Raw genomic sequence first — 24,619 nt, 5'->3', positions numbered from 1 at the left:
CGAATCCTCCTCTTAAAAAGTGTTGTTGCATATAAATTATCAGGACGAATATTGAAATCATCCTTAAATAATTTCGGTATTTGCTCTAAAACTTCTCGGGTGTCATCGCATGATGAAAGAACTTGAAAGTTTTACAGAAAATATACCATTGGTCAATTAGTGCCAAAGTCTCTAGCATTATCTACTTGCCTATAAAATTAATGTTATGATACGTGTAAATTTAGGTAACGTCAATTACTTTTTTTCGTTTTTCTCAAAAATCTTGTTTTTAATGTCGTTTTCGTGGTTAATTATTTAGTTTCTTTCCGTGGGATATCCTCTGTTTACTGAAAATGTATGTAATATTCATAAATATTAACAATTTATTTCCATAAACGCTCAATCCTTTGCCACAATTATGTAATGATCAATCACATTATTTACGCATTTACTTTGAATTCCCTTTCGAAACGGCTTGAAATGCTGTATATATGTAATAAAATATAACACGGATGCTACCTGTTTCCTTAAATAGAGGCCGGATCGTTTTATTAATGTAATATATTATCTTAACCATATGCCTGCTATAGTGTATAAATGACGGATTTTCCATGCTGGCTATTTTCCCCTACGCTCCATCTACCGTCCTATAGCGAATAATCAATTCCTCACTGCTGCATTTTTCAACTAAGACGATTTCCTCATTTTGATGTTTCTCCTGGAAGAGATAGAGGTCCCAGCATTTATCCTCCCTTCTCATTGCAACAAAAAAAGCAACCCGAACTTCCATTCCGGATTGCTTTCATGTTCAATTTTATCTCTGACCGATCAATCGGGTTCCCTTGGCTGTGGCGGGCTACAGACTCTTGACCCAAGCAAGTTTTAAATCCATTTCTTCAATGCACTGCTGATGATCATGAGAGTCATCTGCCACTAGCGGAGTCACTGGATAGATCCGCATCTGTCCCCGGTAAGGGTTAAGCAGTGAATAAAGCGATTGTATGCCCTGAAGCTCAGGGTCGAGCCATTTATTCACCTGGTCTTCGGACAGAATGGCCGGCATCCTTGTTTCAAATTCCCGAATCGCTTCATTGGCTTCCGTCATCAGCACAGTACAGGTTCTCATCTCGTTTCCTCTGGCATCCCGCCAAGTCTCGTACAATCCCGCCATACCGAATATTTCATTATCTCCAATCATGGTCCTTACCGCATAACTTCGTTTACCAACCGTTCTCCAGTAGTAGAGACCGTTGCAAGGAATTACACAGCGTCTTCTGTCAATCGCTTTTCGGTAGGTAGGATTCTGATCAACTGTTGTAATATCCGCATTAACCGAATTCTTCCCCCAATAGGGAACAAGCCCCCAACGATATTCATCGAGTACTCGCTCTCCCTGTTGCTGAATGATAACAGGCATGGTTTGAGTCGGACTGATGTTGTATCGGCTCTTATAGTAATACATCACCCGGTTGATTTGAAAACGCTCATTTACTTCCTCGAGTGCTGCGGACAGCGAGAATCTTCTGCACATACAAACGTCCTCCTTTTTCCCTTATCGTTTGGATAATGGAGGAGGAATATGCATAATATGAAGTCCAAATTTCAGAATGAGATTAGATTAATAAGTGTATGTCAGTGGTGGACACCACTACGCTTTAGGGTTTTATCCTTTTTTATTATTTGCTTGTTCTCTGTGGTGCCCCCGGCGTCATCGCGCGCGTTCATTATGTATGTATCAGATAGACATCGTTTTTCTTAAGGAAAGGATCGTTTAAGCTCTGCAAACCATCTTATTATTGAATTATTGCTTCATCTATATTGATTAAAGAAGGAACAGGCCTTCCTTCTTTTCAAGGCATCTCTAATAAGTACCTATATATAATAGAAGAAACTTTTTTCGTCCACCTCGTTTTAAGGTCGATCCGGCATTATTTTTAACTCATAAATGCCCTACATGATATTCACTCATGTATTGCTTACAATAGACAATGTCCACTTATTACAGACAAGAATTCATGACTTTAAAACTGGAAAGCTTTACTCTATTATCGTATTATGTATGATTTATAAGTTCTGTATTTGTCCACTATGAGGAGACATGATTCTTCTGTAGAGACACTCCGATTCAGCTTTGGATTGAAACAAAAAAACAGCCCAGCCTTTTATGGCTGGGCTGCTTGCACACAAGGATTACTCCGTTGTGTATGGAAGCAATGCGATTTGACGGGAGCGTTTGATCGCAATCGTCAGGGCACGCTGATATTTAGCGCTAGTACCTGTTACACGACGAGGCAAGATTTTTCCGCGCTCGCTGATGAATTTCTTGAGCAGGTCTGTATCTTTATAGTCAATGTGAGTAATTTTGTTCACAGTGAAGAAACATACTTTACGACGCTTGTTGCGGCCGCCACGGCGTGCCGGTCTTTTGTCGTTGTCTCCGCCTTCTCTTTGTTTAAAAGCCATGTGTTGTCAGTCCTTTCCGTATTAAAATGGCAAATCATCATCCGAAATATCGATCGGTTTTCCTTCATCGGAAAAAGGATCCTGATTGTTGTTTCGCGAGTTGTTATTGTTCCCACGGTTTCCGCCACTGCTATTGCTTCCTCCGCTAAGCGATGATTCCTCACGATTTCCTCCGCCACCGCTTGTTTCACGGTTTGACTCCAAGAAGCGAACATTATCGGCAATGACTTCGGTGACGTATACACGCTTACCTTCGTTATTCTCGTAATTCCGCACTTGAATGCGCCCTTCTACAGCCGTCAGACGGCCTTTACGCAGATAGTTTGCACAAGTCTCCGCAAGCTGTCTCCAGGTCACGACCGGAATGAAATCCGCTTCGCGCTCCCCGCCTTGTCCAGTAAACGGACGATCGACAGCAAGTGTAAATTGCGTTACAGCAACACCTGAAGGAGTATAACGCAGCTCGGGATCCTTAGTCAGTCGGCCAATCAAAATGACACGGTTCAACAATCCAATCCCCTCCTTAGAACGAAATCAATTACAAAGTTTTTTTCACGTATTAAGCAACGTCGTTCGTGATGAGATAACGAATAACTTCGTCAGAAATCTTCATGAGACGCTCAAGTTCAGCTACAACTTCAGGTGTTGCGTTGAAGTTTACCAGAACGAATACGCCATCACGGAATTTCTTGATCTCATACGCAAGACGGCGTTTACCCATTACGTCATGCTTTGTAATTTCTCCGCCGTTGGAGATGATGCCTTGGAATTTATCGACTGCAGCTTGAACAGCTTCTTGTTCAATATCAGGACGAATAATGTACATCACTTCATATTTGCGCATATGTTTCACCTCCTTATGGACTTCGGCCCTCAATCTCAGTTGAGAGCAAGGAGCGAGTCTAACTCGCACCATAATACTATATCAGAACGGATGATCGGATGCAAGTTTCTTTTCCATTGATCATAGTGGCCTCTTCCCTTTATTCCCGCGTCTTTCTCACATTTCCTGCGATGATTTCAAGACCCATGGGGTACGATAATACATGCAATCCATCCATCATCCTGAGGAGGCATTCAACAATGGGAGAACAGACCGAATTTCGTGGCGGAGACAAAGCGCCCAACAACGGCATTTATATGGAAGTGGGCGTCAGAGACCATATCATGGGTATCGAGAACCCCCAGCAAATCAAGATGAGCAAGGGCGACACATTTCCCGAAACTCAGAATGATGACCGGGTATGGCTGAATAAGCGCCGGGTGCAGCCTAAATAAAGGTTTAAAGTAATCTAAGCTCTATAGATTATTCAGAGTTCTGTGTATCTGCCGGACACTGTGCGTAGGTCAAGTATGACTAAGCTGGTTGCCGTCCAATGAATGATTGCTTCACTTTAATCTTGAACACGTCATCCATTAAAATTAGCATGTATACAAACAGACGTTAATGCGCACATTATAATTAGGCGGTGCATGAGAGAGGTGTGGTTCCGTTGAACGTTATAATTGAACGACGCATGAGGTTTCAGATCATCACACGAATTGCAAGCTGAGGAAATGAGCCGAATGCTTGACCTCTAGGACAAGTGAAGCTATTGACAAGGTTCGCAGAAGTGTTGATAAAATGATTCCAATTCACAAGCACCGCCTAACCAGAAGGAAGGACCCGATTGGGTCCTTCTTTTTTATATATGCAGCTAGTGGATACATATTTGATAGTGATCCATTACAATCTCTACAAAAAACAAAAACACCCCCACAGAGGTTGTCTGCCATGAGGGTGTTTATTTCTGAACACTCTGGAAATGGAGTGCCTTAGCTTATGCTATGTAACGATATCGTCTATATCCATAACAGCGGAACTTTAAACGATTGGTGGCGGAAAGGGTGGGATTCGAACCCACGCACGCCTTGCGACGCCTAACTGATTTCGAGTCAGCCCCCTTGGACCTCTTGGGTACCTTTCCACAGCAGAATTGATTATAGCACGAATACGCTATTTAGTCAATAGCTTGCTCCACTCGTCTTATGCCTGCCACCTTCTCTAACCTTCCGGAGAGGAGATATTATTGTTCATCTCCTGCTCCTTCCGATTCCTGAGCCGATCGCAGCACCTTTTTCATATTTTTCTCAAATTTCAACCTTGGAATCAACACGCTGTGCTGGCATTTGGTGCACTTAATCCGAATATCCATCCCCATGCGGATAATTTCCATCTCATTATTCCCACAAGGATGGGGTTTCTTCATCTGCACGATATCCCCTAACTGAAATACCTTGCGTTCCATGTGACCGCTCCCTTTTCCTAATCGCTTCCTATTACCTATTATATATCATTGCGTCTAAGGTAAGATCAACCCTCAGCTTGCTCTTTGAACGTTTGCTGTGCTTCTATGGCTTGTTTGATATCGGTAAAAATTTGGCGCTCCACATCTTCCCTTGCATTTGGATTGCATTCAGCCACAATGCGTACCGTATACTCCGATGTATTCAGCGTTTGAACTCCCAGCACATCAGGTGCCCGGTTTACTTCCGGTCGGCGTTCTTGTATATCACTAAGGGCCGATTGAATCAGCGCTACCGTGTCCTTCACCTGCTGATCATTTTTTACGGGCAGATCCACGATGGCTATGGAATTTGAAAGAGAATAGTTGGTGACACTAGTAATCATTCCGTTAGGAACAATGTAAACTTCCCCATTCAATCCTCTGATGCGCGATGTGCGAATCCCGATCATCTCTACTGTCCCCCGGTAATCGCCACTCTTGATGACGTCCCCTACGGCAAACTGATCTTCAAATATAATGAAGAAACCAGTAATCACATCCTTCACCAAGCTCTGTGCCCCAAAACCAATCGCCAGCCCAAGGACTCCCGCACTGGCCAACAAGGGGCCCAGGTCAAAGTCGAGCTCCGACAGAATGATCAAGAGCATGACAAAGTTACATGTGACAGATGTTACATTTTTTAACAATCCACCTAAGGTAGCAGCCCGTCGCACATTAACTTGAACTCGGCTCTTCTCCTCCCGACCCAGAAACTGATCAATCATTTTATACACAACTCGTATAACGATCCGTGTCAGGATAAAAATAATGATAACCCGAATGCCGGAGGACAGGATATTCATCCACATATCTTCATTCGTTAACCAGCCCCAGAACTTGTCCTTCACCTCTTTTGCCCCCTCGGTCAAATTACTCAGATCATTCGGGTCCGTCTCCCCGGATAAGTAACCAAAACCCATCAATTCCGATGCCTCCCTACTCTTCGTTGATGCTGATATATCTCTTGTTGTGGTCTAACGCAAAGATGCCGCGGATCTCCACATGTTCCTGCCGGATGATCCCTTGAACATCTTTTAACGCATCGGGTGGGAATTGAATCGATAATGCACAGCCTGCGGTGATCTCTTTCGGTGTGGGAAAAAGATCAATTTCGATATCCGCGTACTCCAGCAGCATCTCTGCACGAAGTGCCTGTTGGGTTGAATCAAATGCGATCAGCATCGCTCCCTCCACTGCCCCATCCTCCTCTAACATGCCTATCATCTTTTTATATCTATCTCTATTCATTTCCTAACTATCAACTCAGAGTTTTATATCATATATCCCTTTGTAATAAATGTTTCATCGCTATTTAGGCAAATCCCCGAGTATAAAAACAGTCTTTCATCCATATACTGATACTACCAAATGCAGACGAAAGGAAGATTCTATGAACCGTCTAACTAAAATCACGTCGCGTCCTGAAGCCTCAAGCTTAAAATTACCACACACCGATCCGAATATCCATTCTGCTATTATACACCGTTTGCTCTTCCATCTCTCTGAAGCTCGTATTCAGCATCGGCCGCTTGTCATTGTCTGCATCGGTACCGACCGTTCTACGGGCGACTGTCTGGGGCCGCTGGTTGGCACCTCACTTGCCCGTTATAACAGTCCCCTGTTTCATCTCTATGGCACACTGGACGAGCCTGTCCACGCCATGAATCTTAAAGATACGTTAACTACCATAAATGAAACGTTCGATAATCCTTTTGTCATCGGGATTGATGCTTGTCTGGGCCAATCTTCAAGCGTAGGTTCTATTCAAGTTTCTGATGGACCTTTAAAGCCTGGAGCTGGTGTACATAAAGAATTACCGCCGGTCGGCGATATCCATGTAACAGGTATCGTCAATGTCGGCGGCTTTATGGAATACTTCGTATTGCAGAACACTCGCTTGAGCTTGGTCATGCGGTTATCTGATATTATTGCAACCTGTCTCTTTGCGGGCATAAAAGAATGGAATCGTTCTACCCTTCTTGCAGCGCAAGAGTAACAGCTTCTTTTTCTTCTGGAGACAACGGATATTTCGATTGACCATCCTTCAGCGGTTTCGCATACACATAGGAGCTCTCCCGGTTATGAAGGCCGGTTAGAATGACCCCTTCCTCTTGTTCACTGAGAATAGCCAGGGAGAAGCTCATTTCATTTCCCCGTTCACCAAACGCATTATAACGGACAATACCAACCTTTGATTTCATTCCTTTTAAACGGCCACTGATGGTATCCAGCATTTGTTGATGACTGGCATGTCCTTCTTCAATCTCATCCATTTGAAGCTTTAGCTGAACCAACAGCGATTCGATATCCTCTACCCCGCTGCCTGCCATCATCGCATCGTAGCGACGTCTCATTTTACGAAGTTTAGCCCCTTGAACTATCAATGTTAACCATAAGATCAAGATGATGATGACCATTCCGACGACAAACCAATGAAGCTGTTCCATGATCAATTCATTTAATTCAGACATGCTTTCTTCCTTTCTCTTCTCCATCTTGATCAGTTTGTTTAACTATGAATTTCTACCATTGCCTCTATCATCCGTTCAACTTCATCACGGCGAGTAGACATTCCTACGCTTGCTCTCACTGCACCTGTCTGCGCGGTTCCTGAAGCCATATGCGCAAGCGGCGTACAATGAAATCCTGCTCTTACGGCAATCCCATATTCACGATCTAATCGGAAAGCCAGTTCTGATGAGCTGTATCTCTCTGACACAAAAGCCACGATACCCGTCCGAGCTATTCCAAGTCCCGGTCCAAGCAACCGAAGGTCGTTTATCTGTTGCAGACCCTCCATCAAATATTGCGTCAGCTCCCATTCATGCTGGTAGATTTGCTGCGGTGTCCATTCAAGCACCTGCTCAACTCCTGCCCGCAGCCCCGCAAACCCAATCGTATTCGGCGTTCCTGCCTCATATCGATCAGGACGAACTGTAGGCTGTTCAATCGCCTCTGATTGACTTCCTGTGCCTCCATGCATGAGAGGTTCCAGTTCTATATAGGGTGAGATATACAACCCGCCTGTTCCCTGAGGCCCCAAGAGACCTTTATGCCCCGGGAAAGCCAGCATACCCACATGCATATCTTCTACGTGAATATCCAGCATACCAGCACTCTGAGCGGCATCTACGAGCAGCACAGCCCCCTTCTCCTTGACGATTCTCCCCAATTCCATAAGCGGGATAATCGAGCCTAGCAGATTGGAACTATGACTACATACAACCAACCTGGTGTTAGAACGAAAAGCACGCTCAATGAGTTGCAAATCAAGCTGTCCCACTTCATCCACTGCCACATACTCCACCTGAATTCCTCGTGTGCGTTTCAAGTATTCCAAAGGTCTACGCACTGAATTGTGTTCAATCATGGTGGCTATCACATGATCTCCCTCACGCAGATACCCTTTGATCGCTAAATTGAGCGCTTCGGTTGTATTCGATGTCAGTGCGATATCATTAGGATTATTCACTCCGAACAAATCCGCTAGCATCTTTCGAGTGCCATAGAGCACACGTGATGCTTCCACAGCCATTCGATGACTCCCACGGCCAGGGTTCGCCCCCGCCTCATCCATCGCTTTCCTCATTGCCTCCAATACCTTGGGCGGCTTTGGCCATGATGTAGCTGCGTGGTCCAGATAAATGATCGGTTCCATGTTGTTTCCCCTTCATCTTCTTCGTAATGAATATGGCCTAATGAATTCCAAGTGAATAACACCTTTTGCCATTCCTATTCCTGGAGCCAAGCCTATCCAGTTAAATAAAGACATATCTTATTCCTCTTACAAGGACGTCGACATGTCTTTTGTTTTTAATTACTGAAACTCTCTATGCAGCCCTTCATTCCAATTAGCTCTTCTATGATCCATTAACTTTCCAAAAGCCTTATTGAAGAAGTTCCAACAACCGTTCCAAGTCCTGTTTACTATAGTAGTTAAGCTCAATCTTTCCTTTGTCCTTATTGTGCTTAATCTTCACGGTCGTTTTAAAGCGTTCCCTCAGGTCTTCTTCCAGATGATCTATATAAGGGTCTCTTTTCTTAACCTTCACCTTGGCTTTATCGGCCGGCTTGCGATCAAGATTCTTGACCGCTTCCTCCAACTCGCGCACACTCCACTCTTGTTCCACACATTGCTTAGCCAGTTGTTTTACAAGGATCGGATCTTTAATCCCTACAATCGCACGGGCATGTCCCATAGACAATGTTCCACGTGAAACATTTTCCTTCACTTCTTCCGGCAGAGCCAAGAGCCGCAGAAAATTAGCGATATGGGATCGAGACTTGCCTACCTTTAGGGATAATTCTTCCTGAGTCAAGGAAAATTGTTCCATCAACCCTTGATAGGCTACAGCGATTTCCATAGCATTTAGATTTTCACGCTGAAGGTTCTCAATAAGGGCGATTTCCATCACTTGTTGATCGCTAAATGAGCGAACCACCGCTGGAACTGTCGCTTTACCACAATATTGAGATGCTCGGAACCGACGCTCTCCCGCAATGATTTCATAGCCTTTCAGAACACTGCGAACGATGATCGGCTGAATAACTCCATGCTGGCGGATCGATTCGGCCAACTCTTGAATTGCTTCATCATTGAAAGTCTTGCGTGGCTGATACGGATTCGCTCGTAATTGGCTGAGCGGAATTTCCACTACCTTGTCATCATCATGAATAGACAAAGAAGGAATAAGCGCATCCAGCCCTTTTCCCAAACGTTTACTCATAAGAGATCACTTCCTTTGCCAACTCCAAGTATACTTCCGCTCCCTTGGAACGAGGATCATATGTAATAATCGACTGCCCATGGGATGGTGCTTCACTTAATCGAATATTTCTTGGGATAATCGTTCGGTATACCTTTTCCTGAAAATACTTTTTCACTTCCTCAATCACCTGTATGCCAAGATTGGTACGCGCATCCAGCATCGTCAGCAGCACACCCTCAATTTTGAGAGATGTGTTCAGATGTTTCTGAACGAGTCGAACCGTATTCAACAGCTGACTCAAACCTTCGAGAGCGTAATATTCGCATTGAATTGGAATGATAACGGAATCGGCGGCAGTCAATGAGTTGATGGTTAAAATACCAAGCGATGGAGGACAATCAATCAAAATATAATCATACTGGGGTTTGATTAATTGGAGTGATTTTTTCAATCGCACCTCACGGGAAATCGTAGGAACCAATTCAATCTCAGCTCCCGCTAATTGAATAGTTGCCGGAATGATATCCAGTCCGTCCACTTTTGTCCCGCAAATGGCGTCTTTCGGGTGCACCTCGTTGATGATAATATCATAAATGCAATTTGCAACATCTGCTTTGTTAATGCCTACCCCGCTCGTCGTGTTTCCTTGGGGGTCTATATCCACCAAAAGCACCCGTTTGCCTAGCGAAGCCAATCCTGCTCCCAGATTGACGGATGTCGTTGTTTTCCCGACACCGCCCTTTTGATTAGCTATGGCAATTATCTTTGACACTCATTTCACCTCAATGTAGGAAGACTCTTCTAAGTAGTCGCAATAGATGACATACAGCGATGATCTGTGTATGAATTTAAGTACGATTCCTGGAATTTGAACGGGATGACCAGGATTATCGCCGATGAAAATGAGTAATCTTACAATTACGTGTTCTCTCTATAACATGATTCCATCTAAGAGATTCCTCCTGCTTAAGAATCAAGACTATAGAATACATGCATTCTCATCTCATACTCATCAGAAAAAGCGGTACGATGTATACCGCTTTACACCATGTGTTAACGTTTAGGTATTTTAATAACGATTTCATAATGATCCTCATGATCATTTTCCGTGGTTTTGATAGCCATTCCCGAACCGGATACCATATCAATTGATTGACGAATCGTATTCAGAGCCAATCGAACATCCTTGCTGTAAGAGATTCGCTTAGACTTCTTCATGGTTGTTACTTCTTTATAGAAGGCAATACGTGCTTCCGTCTGTTTCACGTTCAATTCCTTGGTGATGATTTCATCCAGCACCTTGAGCTGAGTTTCCTCATTATCCAATGAAAGCAGTGCACGAGCATGACGTTCTGTCACTTTGCGTTCCATCAATGCAACTTTGGCAACTTCAGGCAGCTGCAGCAGACGGATTTTATTAGCAATTGTTGACTGGCTTTTGCCTAGTCTCTGTGCCAAACTTTCCTGTGTTAACTGATGAAGATCGATCAGCTTCTGATAAGCTACCGCCTCTTCAATCGAAGTAAGACCTTCACGCTGCAAATTCTCGATCAATGCAATCGAAGCTGCCTGTGAATCATTGAATTCCCGAACAATGGCCGGAATCGTGTCCAGACCCAGCTTCTTAACCGCACGCCAGCGACGCTCCCCTGCAATGATCTCATATACGCCATTGCGGACACGAACGACGATCGGTTGAATGACTCCATGTGTTTTAATCGTCTGGAGCAGTTCATCAATCTTCTCATCATCAAATATCGTTCGTGGCTGGTATGGGCTGCTGACAACCTCGTCTACCGGGATCTGTTTCACTTCATCCCCTTGGTTACGCTCTGCAGCTAAGCCAAACAATCTCGAAAATTGTTCTTTCATTCCGTATATTACCACCTAATTTCATGATAGCACGGATAAGCCTCCGGAATGTCCGGAATCGATGTCAGCGATTGGCTGACCACAAGAGGAATATTTTATGGATATACTAGCATCCAATAAAATCCAAATAATTCAAGCGACATTCCTGCTGAAATCCTCTGTGGGGCCAGGCATTTCCCTGCAAAAACATATTCATGCAGTTAGAGAACATCACCCGTTGATGATCATCGTATCTTCTCTAATTTTATAAACCGCTGCATGAAGCGGTTGCTTCTTGAGAGATATAACTAGAGATCCTATCATGATGCTTAAGAAACATCGATATCTCACAAGTGGTATATATGTTTGCAATTTCTTGCAAGAGCCACAACCTCTGTATAAGCATGGCATCCTCCACCAACAGCACCCCTATAAATCTAGTGGTTCACTGTCATGAAGCAAGGGTGAACAGGTCGCCTTGCCAGGAAGTATCCTCTCTTTAATTCCCTGAAAGATTCGGGTGTAATACCCGATAGATTCGAGTGGATACTACGATTCTATTCTACCACTTTTTGTCCTATAACTCTATTCTCCAATATCACCTTTTTTCCTGCATTTCTCGCTTGATTTATGCCTGATTTGTGCACAGCTCCAAAGTTACTCCCTTAAATATCGGGAAGAAGCATGGTTTTTCACAGTTTTCTCTTTCAAATGAGACGAGCATACCTATTCATTGTGGGAAATGCTAATTCATTGATTATTCATGCGAATGTGCAGAAACAGCAATGAAACCTTGTAATATATCTCATTCGTGTAGCATGACCCCTATACTCCTCTATGGTTATGAACGGCTTTAATTAATCACATATTAGGGATGATCGTACAGAAGGACACTCGAACATCGGCAGTCTCTCTCCTTATGATTATTTTATATCTAACTGCTATCAAATGTTTCACGTGAAACATTTGGACTAAACAGATCAGTTTTAACCTATAAAGCCAGCTCTATTTGCAAGGCAAAAGACAGGAAATGATTCAGTTATAAAATAACTAGATCATAAAAGTGCTATGAACGAACACATAAATGGTTATATAATATGTCAAACGCAAACACATAAATGACGAACTGATAATGCATAGGGTTCAACCTATTAACTGTTTTATCACTGATACTGATTTTTCTAAGTCAATAAAAAAAGGACTCCGTAGAGTCCTTTCCAAACATTTATACAATTGGAGTTTTAGTCGCTGTCCCAGCCTTGCGAGGATACTTGGAAGGCGTAGCTCCCTTTTTGCCAATAATCACAATATGTCGGTCCGATTCCTCGATAGGCAAAGAGAAGGAATGAATGGTATCCAATTCTCCGCGCAGCTCTTTCAAGCTGCGCCCCGCCTCCTTCACCTCTGGGGCAGGATCACTGCCTTTCATAGCAGCGAATCGTCCTCCTACCTTGGTAAAAGGCAGGCAGAACTCGTTCAGCACTGCCATCCTCGCAACGGCCCTTGCGGTGACCAAATCGAAGCCGTCACGGTAACCCTGTTTGCGAGCTACCTCTTCTGCACGTCCATGAATCAGCTCAACCCCTGAAAGCCCGAGAGAATCAACGACATGCTTTAAGAAGTTAATCCGCTTATTGAGTGAATCGACAATCGATAATTTCAAGTGAGGAAAACATATTTTTAGCGGAATTCCTGGAAATCCAGCGCCGGAACCAATATCGGCCATCGTGCCGACTTTGGTCATATCAACGTAAAAGGCAAGTGTGATCGAGTCGTAAAAATGCTTCGTATACACCTGTTCACGCTCGGTAATACCGGTTAAATTCATTTTCTCATTCCACTCCACCAGGATTTCATAATACGACTCAAATTGTTGGAGCTGTTCCTCTGTCATGGTTATCCCATGTTCTTGAAGCCTGTCTACAAAAGCCTTCTGAATGTTGTCCATTCCTTATCCTTTCGCTGCGGTCACCCGGTTATAGTGTTCCAAGTAAACGAGAAGTATCGAAATATCGGCTGGGGTTACGCCAGCGATACGCGATGCTTGACCGATCGAGATGGGACGGATTTTATTCAGCTTCTGCCGCGCTTCCATGGCCAGCCCGTTGATCCCGTCATACACGATATCTTCCGGAATCCGCTTCTTCTCCATCTTCTGTAGCTTCTCTACATGCCCCAGCTGTTTCTCGATATAACCCGCATATTTGATTTGAATTTCGACCTGTTCTCTCATATCCTCATCCAGATCATAAGGGGATGGCGAGAATGCATCAACCATTGCAAACGTAACTTCCGGACGACGCAGAATCGTCAGCAGATTACTTCCATCCACGATCGGTGCAGAACCGGCTGCTTCAAGCATAGGGTTGATCTCAACCGGTTTCACCTTCGCTTGACGAAGACGTTCGATCTCCTGCTCGACGAGCTGCTTTTTCAAAACGAATTTGGCATAGCGTTCTTCCGAGATCAGTCCAATGTCATGGCCAATTTCCGTAAGACGCAGATCAGCATTGTCATGGCGAAGGAGCAGACGGTATTCTGCACGGGATGTAAGCAGTCGGTAAGGCTCATTCGTTCCCTTCGTTACCAGATCATCAATTAATACTCCAATATAACCTTGGGAACGATCGAGGACCACCATCTCTTTGTTCTGCACTTTACGCGCTGCATTAATTCCTGCCATAATCCCTTGAGCCGCTGCTTCTTCGTAACCCGAGGTACCATTAATCTGACCAGCTGTGAATAGTCCCGGCAGTTTCTTTGTTTCCAGAGAAGGCCACAACTGGGTTGGCACCATCGCATCGTACTCGATCGCATAGCCGTTACGCATCATTTCAACCTTCTCCAATCCTGGAATGGAGCGAAGCATCTTGATCTGAACGTCCTCAGGCATGCTGGTAGACAGCCCTTGTACATAATACTCTTTCGTATCTTTACCTTCCGGTTCAAGGAAAATCTGATGTTTCGGCTTGTCGGCAAATCGAACGATTTTATCCTCAATGGACGGGCAGTAGCGCGGCCCTGTACCTTCAATAATACCGGAGAACATCGGTGCACGATGAAGATTATCATTAATAATCTGATGTGTATCGATCGATGTATAAGTCAGCCAGCACGGAAGCTGCTCATTATCTGATGATTTGGTTTCATAAGAGAAAAACTTAGGATGTTCATCCCCAGGCTGAATCTCCGTTTTGGAGAAATCAATCGTATCCTTATGCACACGCGGCGGCGTGCCTGTCTTGAAGCGAACCAGATCAAAACCAAGCTCACGCAGATTTTGTGCCAGTTTGACTGATGGCTGTTGATTGTTCGGACCGCTCTCATAGGTAAGTTCACCCATAATAATCTTGCCGCGCAAATACGTACCTGTCGTCAGCACAACCGCTTTGGCACGGTATTCTGCGCCTGTCTGTGTGACAATCCCTACGCATACGCCATCCTCAACGATAATCTCATCAACCATTCCTTGGCGCAGCGTCAGTTTATCTTCCTTCTCCAGCATTTCTTTCATCGTATGTTGGTACAAGAATTTATCGGCTTGAGCGCGAAGCGCATGAACAGCTGGCCCTTTACCCGTATTCAACATTCGCATCTGGATAAAGGTTTTATCGATATTGCGTCCCATTTCTCCGCCTAATGCATCAATTTCCCGGACGACATGCCCTTTTGCCGGGCCTCCAATTGACGGATTACATGGCATAAAAGCGACCATATCCAGATTAATTGTTACCATTAACGTCTCGGCACCCATACGTGCTGATGCAAGCGCCGCTTCACAGCCGGCATGACCTGCACCGACGACAATGACGTCATAAGTGCCACCCATATAACTCATAGCTCACCATCCTGTTCTATTATTATGTTCTATATGTCACCATAAGGCATCCCTCTCAGGGATAACCTTGTCATTGCAAAGTGGTTCCTACTATATATAGTAATCCCTTGAGCTTATTTACCCAAGCAAAATTGCGAAAAAATCTGATCAATCAGCGAATCACCAACCGCTTCACCCAAAATCTCGCTTAACTGTTCCCATGCCAATCTCACATCGATTTGGATCATATCGATCGGAATGAACTGCTCAGCAGCATCGTAAGCATCTTGGAGCGACTGCTTGGATTTCTTCAGCAAGGCGATATGCCGCACATTGCTCACATAGGTTAAATCCCCGCCTTCAATCTGGCCGCTGAAGAACAAGTTCGATATGGCCTCTTCCAGCCGGTCAATCCCTTCCTCGGCTTTCACCGACATCGGAACGATCAATTCATCGGGGTAATACCGATGCAGAATATCCAGATCAAGCTGGGACGGTAAGTCCATTTTATTCATTATGACGATGCATTGTCTACCGCGTATTTGTTCCATCAATTCCAATTCGTCCTGATGCAGCGGCTCGCTGGCATTGAGCACCAGGAGAATCAGATCTGCCTCGCTTACGGCATGCTTCGATCGCTCAACACCAATCTGTTCGACCACATCCATCGTCTCCCGGATGCCGGCCGTATCCAGCAGCTTCAATGGAATATTATTAATGGTGACAAATTCCTCAATCACATCGCGAGTCGTCCCTGGAATATCCGTAACAATGGCCCGGTTATCCTGAGCAAGCGTATTAAGCAGCGAAGATTTACCCACATTAGGCCGACCGACAATGGCGGTTGTAATCCCTTCGCGAAGAATTTTTCCTTCTTGGGCCGTCTTTAACAGCTTATCGATCTCATCCATCACAAGCTTGCTTTTCTCTCGAATAAAGGCTGAGGTCAATGATTCCACATCATGTTCCGGATAATCAATATTGACTTCGATATGAGCCAGGGTTTCCACCAAAATATGACGGAGCTCATTGATCTTACGGGATAACGATCCTTCCACTTGCTTGAGGGCAACGGAGAAGGCCCGATCGGATTTCGAGCGGATCAGGTCTATAACGCCTTCGGCCTGTGACAGATCGATCCGGCCATTCAAGAAGGCGCGCTTCGTAAATTCTCCCGGCTCCGCGAGGCGAATGTTCAGTTGAAGCAGCAGATCCATGACCCGCTTCACAGAAATAACACCGCCATGGGCACTAATCTCGACCACATCCTCCGTCGTAAAGGAACGCGGGGCACGCATTACGGTGACCAGTACTTCCTCCAGATTCTCTCTAGTTTCCGGATCAACAATATGTCCATAATGAACGGTATGCGAAGCCACTTGCGTTAATTTGTTTTTGCTATTGAATATACGCTCCACTTCCTGAACAGCATCGGGACCACTCACGCGAATGATCGCTATTCCGCCTTCACCGACAGCTGTTGAAATGGCAGCAATCGTATCACTAAACATGGATTCATTCACCTCTTTCATTAAAAACCACCGTGGATATATAATCGCTCATAAAATAAAGCGCTCATGCACTATGTTCAGAGACACTTCATCCAGCATTATATCGGATAGATCTATAGGTCTTTGTAAAAAACAATGACTCCCTCTTGAAACATAAGGAGTCATTGTTTGTATATACTCTTCAACTCATTTAGCGCGGCTTGGCGTAATGACAACCCGGCGATTCGGCTCTTCGCCCTTGCTGTATGTCTTCACGACTCCATGGGATTGGAGTTTGGCGTGAATCACCTTCCGTTCAGCAGCAGGCATAGGCTCCAGCACAATCTCTTTCCGGGTCTTCTGCACCCGTCCCGCCAAGCGGTCCGCCAAATCCTCCAGCGTCTTCCTGCGGCGGTCACGGAAGTTCTCAGCATCAAGGATGATACGAAGATAGCTGTTAGAATACCGATTCGCTACGATATTCGTTAAATACTGTAATGCATCCAATGTCTGACCTCTGCGGCCAATCATCAGGCCAAGTCCAGCACCGGATATTTGAAGCGTCGTATAATCTTTTCCCTTCTCAATCTCCACGGAGATATCAAGCCCCATGGCTTGTCCGGTTTCGATGAGAAAGGCGATGGCTTCCTGGTAAGGGTCCTTGCCTTCCAAGGCATCTACTTCAGCGTCCACCGCTTCCATGCTCGTAGCTGCAGGCTCCTGTGTCATTATAGGAGCATGAGCGATCTGAACCTCTTTAGCGGGGACACCATGCATGCCTGCAGGTGGGACTTCCTTGCCAGATAGTTCGCCGCCAGCACCGTCAGGCAGGAGCGTTAGTTCAACTTTCGCTTCCTTGACCCCGAACAGGCCCAGGAATCCTCTTGATGGCTGACTCAATACTTGAACCGATACACGGTCTTGACTTACACCCCATCGGGCCAGCCCTTGTGCGACAGCATCTTCAATGGTTTTTCCTGTTGCGACGATTTTACTCATCTCGATTTTTTGGCTCCCTTCGAACCTTTTTTCCCGCCTTTGCTCTTCTTCCCGCTCTTATTACCGCTTTTATTCCCCTTCTGACTATCGGTTGCACTTGCTACGTTCGCTACGACAGCAGTCTTGTCATTGTTGCGGTACAAGAAGTAGTTCTGCACAATCGTGTAGAGGTTACTGTAGAACCAGTACAACGGAAGTGCGGAAGGGAATTGGAAGGCCATTACAAAGATCAAAATCGGGTAAACGAACATCATGAATTGCATCATCCCCATTTGTGGAGATGGATTCATCTTCATCATCATTTTCGTTTGCAGGAAAGTGGTTGCAGCAGCGAGTACCGGCAAAATAAACAGCTTGTCCGGTGAGCCTAGTTGCAGCCACAAGAACTCATGCTCACGAAGGAGTCCGTTGTAGTAAATCGAATGATAGAGTGCGATAAATATTGGCATTTGTACGATCAGCGGCAAACATCCCGCCATCGGATTAACCTTGTTCTCCTGGAAGAGCTTCATCGTCTCCATTTGAACTTTCTCAGGTTGGTCTTTATATTTCTCGCGGATTTTCTGAATTTCAGGCTGAATGGCCTGCATTGCCTTCGAACTTCTGACCTGTTTCAGAGTCAGCGGTAAAATTAAGGTACGAACGATAAGCACCATGACGAGTACGGACAACCCGTATTCCCCGTTGAACCATGTAGCAAAGGTATCAAGTGCCAAAGTAAAATAATAAACAACGTTGCTCTGCCAAAAGCCCCCATTTTTCAAATCTTCAATGGTGCGCGTTTGGTCGGCTCCAGGCGCACAACCTGATATAACGGCCACTGCAAGAATTACAGCGGCGAGGAGGAACCATTTTCCTCGTCTTGTCTTCATGAACGACACTTCAAAACCCCTCTCTTCGCCATTCCATTCCACGGTAAATCATAACATATTTATATGGACAAATAAACACATGGTTCAGCCCCTCTTCGCTTTCAAAAGAGACGATTTTCTTAATACATGCAGTACGCTTTTCTCCAGCTCCTGATAGGACTTATCGAGCGCTCCTTTTCTGACGATGAAGATCAGATCGATATGCTCGATAATTTGATGCTGGTGATGCCTGACAATCTCCTTAACCAGCCTTCTCATTCGGTTGCGGACCACCGCATTGCCGATCTTTTTGCTGCATGAAACGCCAACGCGAAACTGCTCTACCTCTTTTTTGCGTGACCAATAGACAACAAACTGATGATTGGCGAAGGATTTGCCGTGTCGATATACTCGGCTGAAGTCAGCACGATTCCGTAAACGAAGTTTTCTATGCACAAGTTTCTCCCGCCCTGCCGTTAATCAAGTTCAATACTTCTACTCATGCCCCGGCATCTCTTCCATTATAATAGTATAGTCATGCCGAAACTGCGATAAACACCTCAATTGGGGATGATTTTATAAGATCATCATGCACGCTTAAACCGCCATTTTATAGGAAACTCCTCACAGTCCCAGGAGATATTACGAAAAAAAGACCACCTCGGTGGTCTTCGTGGCACAATATTAAGCGCTCAGTACTTTTCTGCCTTTTTGACGGCGGTTAGCCAATACTTTGCGTCCGTTCTTCGTGCTCATTCTTTTACGGAAGCCATGTACCTTTTTGCGTTTGCTCACATTCGGTTTGAAAGTCGGTCTCATGAATTAATGCACCCCCTTACAGGAATCTCACTTGCTCGTATTTTAAGACGAAACGTCAATCGACGCACTTTCACGGAAGAATAGACCGCGATTTGATGAACCGACGTCTACGGACGTATCTCTTGTAAACAGACCGCTAATGTCCAGCGGATAATGTTCTCATCTTCACAGAAAATGCCTTTATACATTTAATCACGTTCGAGCCCAAAAGTCAATCCAAACTTCACTCTCCTCGCCTCATAAGTTTTCCACAAGTAGTCATTATTGCAAGTTTTGAATTATCCACATGGGGATAACCTATTGATACAGCCTGTGGATGTCTTTTTTCACTGTATTCTAGCCCCTTCAGAACATCCAGTACATGAGAGGCCCCTGTATTTACACCAGCCTTATAAAGGAGTAGTATAAAAATTGAATTTTAACTTGTATACAAGTATACATCTATGAAGGAGCTGCATTAGATTATGAAAATAGGCATGATCGGACTAGGGAAGATGGGTCTTAATCTCGTACAGAATTTGATTCATCATGAACATCAGGTCGTAGCTTACGATTTAAATTCGGAATTGGTCACTCAGGCTGCCGCAACCGGCGCCGAAGCAGCATCTACAACGGAAGAGCTCGTTGCCAAACTGACTAAACCCCGCATCGTATGGATGATGGTGCCTGCCGGCAAGATCGTGGATTCTGTCATTGATTCGCTTACCCCCCTGCTTGAGCCGGGTGATATATTGATCGACGGTGGCAATTCACATTATAAAGATTCTATCGCCCGTGCAGCACGCCTGACAGAGCAAGGCATTCATTATTTCGATGCCGGTACTTCCGGCGGCATGGAAGGCGCGCAGAGCGGAGGCTGCTTTATGATCGGTGGCAACCGCGACGTCTTTAACAGCATCGAACCTCTGTTTAAAGATATGGCGGTCGAGAACGGTTATTTATACGCCGGCGCAAACGGCAGCGGTCATTTTCTGAAGATGGTTCATAACGGAATCGAGTACGGCATGATGCAATCCATTGCGGAAGGCTTTGAAGTATTGGAGAAAAGCGCATTTGATTTTAGCTATGAGGACGTTGCAAGAGTATGGTCCAACGGTTCAGTCATTCGCAGCTGGCTCATGGAACTGACGCAGAATGCTTTTTCCAAAGATCCGAAGCTCGAAGGCATCAAAGGCGTGATGAATTCCTCCGGCGAGGGAAAATGGACCGTTGAAACGGCACTAGAGGTTCAAGCCAGCGCACCCGTCATCGCCATGTCGCTATTCATGCGATATCGCTCGCTTGACCAGGATACGTTCCATGGTAAAGTCGTGGCGGCGCTTCGTAATGAATTCGGCGGCCACGCAGTGAATAAATCGGAATAAGCATAACGAATCGGGGAATCCGTACCGGATGGGAGAATTAAGGCTATGAAATTTCCATCAATCTGGCTTCAGGGGGCTTCTCTCGGAGAAGCCATCGCCAGTGAATTAAGATTGCAGATTATTAGCGGCACCATAAAACGTGGAGAAATCCTCTCCGAGAATCGGATCGCAGGCGAATTCGGCACCAGCCGATCCCCTGTGCGCGAAGCGATGAAAACGCTGTCCGGTGAAGGATTGATTCAATTGGAGCGCATGGGAGCTGTTGTCATGGGCTTGTCGCTCAAAGATGTTGAGGAATTATACGATGTACGTTATCTGATTGAGAGCTTTGTTCAGGGACATGTATTTATGAATCCGCAGCCGGAACTCATCCAGCATTTGAGACAAATTGTCGATCGGATGGAGCTTGCCGCCAAGCATGGGGATCCGATTGAATTTTCTTATCAAGATTTAACGTTTCATGAACGAATCATAACGGAAGCGAATCATAAACGAATTCTTCATTTATGGAAGAGCATTCGTCCGATTGTTATTACGGTTATGTTCATTACAACAAAGCAGGTGTTCAGTGGCGGAGGCACCAGAGTCCGCCATGTGATGGACAAACATCTGCAGCTCATTGGGGAGATGGAATCTCTGGATGAGGCAAGGATTCAAACGGCTGTACAGCGTTATTTCGATGATTCCCGTCAGACGCTGCATCTTAGTTTTCCGGAGGGTTAGTGCAATCCTCCCTTCCTCTGTCTTCTAAGCGGCCTATGCACGCTCTAAGTTGTCGACAAGTATACTATGAAATTCGCTTTTGTTTTGGGCATACTACCGCAGAACAGCAGATATTTACCATTCTCCCCACACAAAAACGGGTACAAGTATAGGAGGAAGCTACACATATGAATTCATTATTCGGTCTCAGTCCTAATGCGACTTTAATGATCTGGACCCTGCTGACGATTGTTTTCCTGATCGTACTGATATCTAAATATAAATGGAATCCTTTCGTAACGCTCTTGATCTCTGCGCTGATCCTTGGTCTGTTGACAGGCATGCAGCCCGCAGATGTCATCACTTCCATTACAAGCGGCTTAGGCGGAACACTTGGAACGATAGCCATCGTTATTGCTCTGGGAACCATGCTCGGAAAAATGATGGCCGAATCCGGCGGAGCTGAGCAGATTGCCACGACTCTTGTCGATCGCTTCGGTGAGAAGCGCGTCCACTGGGCGATGATGATTGTCGGCTTTATTGTCGGCATTCCCGTATTTTTCGAGGTTGGCATCATTCTGTTGATTCCCATCGTGTATACCGTCGCGCGTAAAACCAAAATGTCCCTGCTCCATATCGGCATTCCGATTCTGGCCGGATTGTCCACTGTTCATGGTTTGGTGCCTCCGCATCCAGCTCCGATGATAGCGATTAAAGCGTATGATGCAAACCTGGGCATGACCATTCTATACTCATTCCTGGTCGGAATCCCCGCAGCCATTATTGCGGGACCCGTATTCGGTAAATTCATTGGTAAACGTATCAAAACAGACCCACCGGAAGAGCTAGCCGAACAGTTCTCCATCAAAGCTGAGCGGAAGCTGCCCGGCTTCGGCATCACACTGTTTACGATCTTGCTGCCCGTCATCCTGATGCTCATTGGATCTGCAGCCGATATCATCGATCCCGAATCCACCAGCCCGTTGTCGGTGTTCTGCAAATTTATCGGCCATGAAATTATTGCTCTGCTCATTGCTGCGGTCTTCTCCTTCTTCTCGCTGGGATTTGCCCGCGGTTTCAATAAACATGATATCTCTCGTTTCACCAGTGAATGTCTGGCACCGATTGCAACAATCGTCCTGATCATTGGGGCAGGCGGCGCATTCAAGCAGGTTCTCATCAACAGCGGTGTAGGGAATGCTATTGCCGAAATCGCCACCGGTGCCCATATTAACGTGATCCTGTTTGCATGGCTTGTCGCTGCGCTGATCCGGGTCGCAACCGGTTCTGCAACCGTAGCAATGACAACCGCGGCAGGCATTGTCGCTCCTGTGCTGGCCATGACGCCAGGCGCTAATGTAGAGCTGGTTGTACTCGCTACGGGAGCAGGATCCATCGTCTTGTCTCATGTCAACGATGCCGGCTTTTGGATGGTAAAGGAATTTTTTAATATGACCGTAGCTCAAACGCTGAAATCATGGACTGTGCTGGAGACGCTCCTATCCGTAACCGGACTGGTGTTGGCTCTTGTTCTGAACGTAATTGTATAATATAGCCATAGGACACATGAAGGCTCCCGTTAAGCTGACCTCCTCAGCAGCCAGGTGCCTTTACGTAGAAAGAAGGTATGTCTCTTGAGTACACAAAATTATATGATCGGTGTAGATATCGGAACCACAAGCACCAAGGCGGTGCTGTTTAAAGAAAATGGCGAGGTTGTAGCCAAAGCGGGAGGGGAATACCCGCTGCTTACCCCTACTCCCTCTACGGCTGAGCAAGATCCCGAGCAGATCTTTCAGACCGTCATTGCCTCGGTCCAAGGAGTCATGATGGAGAGTGGGATTGATCCAGCTCGAGTACTGTTCGTTTCATTCAGCGCGGCCATGCACAGCGTCATTGCCGTAGACAGCAGCGGTATCCCCCTGACTCGCTGTATTACCTGGGCGGACAACCGCAGCGCAGCCTGGTCTGCCAAGCTCAAAAAAGAACTCGGCGGCATGGAATTATATCTCCGAACCGGAACCCCGATTCATCCGATGTCGCCTGTTACCAAGCTGATGTGGATGCATCATGAGCTGCCGTCTGTATTTCAACAAACAACCAAGTTCATTTCCATCAAAGAATACGTCTATTTCAAGCTGTTCGGCACCTATGTTGTAGACCATTCCATTGCCTCCAGCACCGGAATGATGAACCTGAACACACTGACATGGGATCCACAGGCGCTGGAGCTTGCCGGCATCAGCGAGGACCATCTGTCGACCATTGTGCCGACTACACATATCATGGAAGGCTTAAACAGCGAATATGCCGCGGCCATGGGACTCTCCGCCTCGACGCCGTTCGTGCTTGGAGCTGCCGACGGCGTTCTCTCTAACCTGGGTGTGAATGCTATAAAGCCGGGCGTCGTTGCCGCTACGATCGGTACGAGCGGAGCGATCCGTACGGTCGTCGACAAGCCGATGACCGATCCGAAAGGCCGGATTTTCTGCTACGCGTTAACCGAAAAACATTGGGTCATCGGCGGGGCTGTCAACAACGGCGGTATGATTTTCCGCTGGGTTCGCGATGAATTTGCGGCTTCCGAGATTGAAACGGCCAAGCGGCTTGGAATCAATCCTTATGATGTACTGACCAAAATCGCGGACCGTATTCCGCCAGGATCGAACGGCCTTCTATTCCATCCGTATCTGACCGGAGAACGCGCGCCGCTATGGGATCCGAATGCCCGCGGATCGTTCTTTGGGTTGACCCTTAATCATAAAAAAGAGCATATGATCCGCTCGGTATTAGAGGGCGTAATCTTTAATATGTACACCGTATTGCTGGCGATGGAGGAACAGATCGGCCGACCGGCCAAAATACACGCCACTGGCGGCTTCGCCCGTTCTCCGATTTGGCGGCAGATGATGGCAGATATTTTTGATCAGCAGGTCATCGTTCCGGAGAGCTATGAGAGCTCTTGCCTAGGCGCTGTTGTACTAGGGCTGTATGCCACTGGCAGAGCGGAATCGCTCGACATTGTCGAAACGATGGTTGGCGGAACCTTTGAACATCATCCGGTGGAGGAAAGCGCGGATATATACAAGGCACTGCTCCCCATTTTCATCCGCATTTCAAGAAAGCTGGAAGAGGATTATGAAGCTATAACCACCTTCCAGCAGCGTTTTGAGCAATCGTAAGATTACTATAGTAGAAAAAAGTAGAGTAAAGTAGAGAAAAGCCCGTTTTCGCTGGATCCGATCCAT

25 protein-coding genes and 1 tRNA gene are annotated in these 24,619 nt (G+C 45.8%); 6 read left to right on the top strand and 20 right to left on the bottom strand.

Going from position 1 to position 24,619, the window contains the following annotated elements:
* Window positions 1-835: 835 nt before the first annotated feature.
* From AM231_RS24855 to rpsF, 4 genes are all read right to left on the bottom strand, one after another.
* Window positions 836-1,510: an SOS response-associated peptidase gene (locus AM231_RS24855; protein ID WP_054405061.1), complete on the bottom strand. Its 675-nt coding sequence runs from the start codon at window positions 1,508-1,510 to the stop codon at window positions 836-838.
* Window positions 1,511-2,169: 659 nt separating this feature from the next.
* A complete protein-coding gene (rpsR, locus tag AM231_RS24850; RefSeq protein WP_006207333.1) occupies window positions 2,170-2,442 on the bottom strand; it encodes a 30S ribosomal protein S18 in 273 nt (90 codons plus the stop codon).
* 21 nt (window positions 2,443-2,463) lie between these two features.
* Window positions 2,464-2,952: a single-stranded DNA-binding protein gene (gene ssb, locus AM231_RS24845; protein ID WP_054405059.1), complete on the bottom strand. Its 489-nt coding sequence runs from the start codon at window positions 2,950-2,952 to the stop codon at window positions 2,464-2,466.
* Window positions 2,953-3,001: 49 nt separating this feature from the next.
* A complete protein-coding gene (gene rpsF, locus AM231_RS24840; protein ID WP_036640509.1) occupies window positions 3,002-3,286 on the bottom strand; it encodes a 30S ribosomal protein S6 in 285 nt (94 codons plus the stop codon).
* 239 nt (window positions 3,287-3,525) lie between these two features.
* On the opposite strand from rpsF, the gene AM231_RS24835 reads away from it, so the two are divergent.
* On the top strand, window positions 3,526-3,720 hold the full coding sequence (locus AM231_RS24835; RefSeq protein ID WP_054405057.1) for a YjzC family protein: 195 nt from the start codon (window positions 3,526-3,528) through the stop codon (window positions 3,718-3,720).
* A gap of 598 nt (window positions 3,721-4,318) precedes the next feature.
* Here AM231_RS24835 and AM231_RS24830 read toward each other — a convergent pair.
* The 4 genes from AM231_RS24830 to AM231_RS24815 form a co-directional block, all read right to left on the bottom strand.
* Window positions 4,319-4,409, bottom strand: a tRNA-Ser gene (locus tag AM231_RS24830).
* Between the two features lie 99 nt (window positions 4,410-4,508).
* The gene (locus tag AM231_RS24825) at window positions 4,509-4,730 is read right to left on the bottom strand and encodes a DUF951 domain-containing protein (protein ID WP_054405055.1); all 222 of its coding nucleotides are present in this window, start codon (window positions 4,728-4,730) and stop codon (window positions 4,509-4,511) included.
* A 65-nt stretch (window positions 4,731-4,795) separates the two neighbouring features.
* Window positions 4,796-5,692: a mechanosensitive ion channel family protein gene (locus AM231_RS24820; protein ID WP_106406122.1), complete on the bottom strand. Its 897-nt coding sequence runs from the start codon at window positions 5,690-5,692 to the stop codon at window positions 4,796-4,798.
* 13 nt (window positions 5,693-5,705) lie between these two features.
* Entirely contained in the window at window positions 5,706-5,951 is a 246-nt protein-coding gene (locus AM231_RS24815; RefSeq protein WP_423212950.1) for a putative Se/S carrier protein, read from the bottom strand.
* A gap of 208 nt (window positions 5,952-6,159) precedes the next feature.
* On the opposite strand from AM231_RS24815, the gene yyaC reads away from it, so the two are divergent.
* Window positions 6,160-6,765 (top strand): spore protease YyaC, encoded by a 606-nt coding sequence (yyaC, locus tag AM231_RS24810; RefSeq protein WP_054405049.1) that lies wholly within the window; start codon window positions 6,160-6,162, stop codon window positions 6,763-6,765.
* On the opposite strand, the gene AM231_RS24805 is transcribed toward yyaC, so the two are convergent.
* From AM231_RS24805 to rpmH, 12 genes are all read right to left on the bottom strand, one after another.
* Complete coding sequence (locus AM231_RS24805; RefSeq protein ID WP_053490751.1) at window positions 6,740-7,240, bottom strand: DUF4446 family protein; 501 nt, start codon at window positions 7,238-7,240, stop codon at window positions 6,740-6,742. The two genes, yyaC and AM231_RS24805, sit on opposite strands and share 26 nt — an antisense overlap.
* Window positions 7,241-7,278: 38 nt before the next feature.
* Complete coding sequence (locus AM231_RS24800; RefSeq protein ID WP_054405047.1) at window positions 7,279-8,427, bottom strand: aminotransferase class V-fold PLP-dependent enzyme; 1,149 nt, start codon at window positions 8,425-8,427, stop codon at window positions 7,279-7,281.
* Window positions 8,428-8,656: 229 nt separating this feature from the next.
* On the bottom strand, window positions 8,657-9,496 hold the full coding sequence (locus AM231_RS24795) for a ParB/RepB/Spo0J family partition protein (protein ID WP_053490749.1): 840 nt from the start codon (window positions 9,494-9,496) through the stop codon (window positions 8,657-8,659).
* Window positions 9,489-10,250: a ParA family protein gene (locus AM231_RS24790; RefSeq protein WP_053490748.1), complete on the bottom strand. Its 762-nt coding sequence runs from the start codon at window positions 10,248-10,250 to the stop codon at window positions 9,489-9,491. Before AM231_RS24790 ends, AM231_RS24795 begins: the two co-directional genes overlap by 8 nt.
* Before the next feature lie 281 nt (window positions 10,251-10,531).
* The gene (gene noc, locus AM231_RS24785) at window positions 10,532-11,350 is read right to left on the bottom strand and encodes a nucleoid occlusion protein (protein WP_053490747.1); all 819 of its coding nucleotides are present in this window, start codon (window positions 11,348-11,350) and stop codon (window positions 10,532-10,534) included.
* 1,204 nt (window positions 11,351-12,554) lie between these two features.
* Complete coding sequence (gene rsmG, locus AM231_RS24780; protein WP_054405045.1) at window positions 12,555-13,277, bottom strand: 16S rRNA (guanine(527)-N(7))-methyltransferase RsmG; 723 nt, start codon at window positions 13,275-13,277, stop codon at window positions 12,555-12,557.
* A gap of 3 nt (window positions 13,278-13,280) precedes the next feature.
* Window positions 13,281-15,167, bottom strand: a complete 1,887-nt coding sequence (gene mnmG / locus AM231_RS24775; protein ID WP_054405043.1) for a tRNA uridine-5-carboxymethylaminomethyl(34) synthesis enzyme MnmG — start codon at window positions 15,165-15,167, stop codon at window positions 13,281-13,283.
* Window positions 15,168-15,280: 113 nt separating this feature from the next.
* Complete coding sequence (mnmE, locus tag AM231_RS24770) at window positions 15,281-16,657, bottom strand: tRNA uridine-5-carboxymethylaminomethyl(34) synthesis GTPase MnmE (RefSeq protein ID WP_054405505.1); 1,377 nt, start codon at window positions 16,655-16,657, stop codon at window positions 15,281-15,283.
* Window positions 16,658-16,843: 186 nt separating this feature from the next.
* On the bottom strand, window positions 16,844-17,635 hold the full coding sequence (gene jag / locus AM231_RS24765) for an RNA-binding cell elongation regulator Jag/EloR (RefSeq protein WP_054405040.1): 792 nt from the start codon (window positions 17,633-17,635) through the stop codon (window positions 16,844-16,846).
* Window positions 17,632-18,516 (bottom strand): YidC/Oxa1 family membrane protein insertase, encoded by an 885-nt coding sequence (locus tag AM231_RS24760; RefSeq protein ID WP_053490743.1) that lies wholly within the window; start codon window positions 18,514-18,516, stop codon window positions 17,632-17,634. Before AM231_RS24760 ends, jag begins: the two co-directional genes overlap by 4 nt.
* A gap of 75 nt (window positions 18,517-18,591) precedes the next feature.
* Complete coding sequence (gene rnpA / locus AM231_RS24755; protein WP_009591465.1) at window positions 18,592-18,942, bottom strand: ribonuclease P protein component; 351 nt, start codon at window positions 18,940-18,942, stop codon at window positions 18,592-18,594.
* Window positions 18,943-19,170: 228 nt separating this feature from the next.
* Window positions 19,171-19,305: a 50S ribosomal protein L34 gene (rpmH, locus tag AM231_RS24750; RefSeq protein ID WP_006207379.1), complete on the bottom strand. Its 135-nt coding sequence runs from the start codon at window positions 19,303-19,305 to the stop codon at window positions 19,171-19,173.
* A 464-nt stretch (window positions 19,306-19,769) separates the two neighbouring features.
* Between rpmH and gnd the strand changes: the two genes are divergently transcribed.
* From gnd to gntK, 4 genes are all read left to right on the top strand, one after another.
* Window positions 19,770-20,669 carry a phosphogluconate dehydrogenase (NAD(+)-dependent, decarboxylating) gene (gene gnd, locus AM231_RS24745; RefSeq protein ID WP_054405038.1) on the top strand — a complete coding sequence of 300 codons (900 nt, stop codon included), beginning with the start codon at window positions 19,770-19,772 and terminating at the stop codon, window positions 20,667-20,669.
* A 45-nt stretch (window positions 20,670-20,714) separates the two neighbouring features.
* A complete protein-coding gene (locus AM231_RS24740; RefSeq protein WP_054405036.1) occupies window positions 20,715-21,392 on the top strand; it encodes a GntR family transcriptional regulator in 678 nt (225 codons plus the stop codon).
* 167 nt (window positions 21,393-21,559) lie between these two features.
* Window positions 21,560-22,921: a GntP family permease gene (locus AM231_RS24735; RefSeq protein WP_054405034.1), complete on the top strand. Its 1,362-nt coding sequence runs from the start codon at window positions 21,560-21,562 to the stop codon at window positions 22,919-22,921.
* A gap of 102 nt (window positions 22,922-23,023) precedes the next feature.
* Entirely contained in the window at window positions 23,024-24,553 is a 1,530-nt protein-coding gene (gntK, locus tag AM231_RS24730) for a gluconokinase (RefSeq protein ID WP_054405504.1), read from the top strand.
* The last annotated feature ends 66 nt before the right edge of the window (window positions 24,554-24,619 follow it).

Origin of the sequence: Paenibacillus solani, from assembly GCF_001277345.1 — a bacterium.
Lineage (GTDB): Bacteria > Bacillota > Bacilli > Paenibacillales > Paenibacillaceae > Paenibacillus_AQ > Paenibacillus_AQ solani.
The sequence above is the reverse complement of the archived record's forward strand: the minus strand, read 5'-3'. Positions and strand labels throughout refer to the sequence as shown.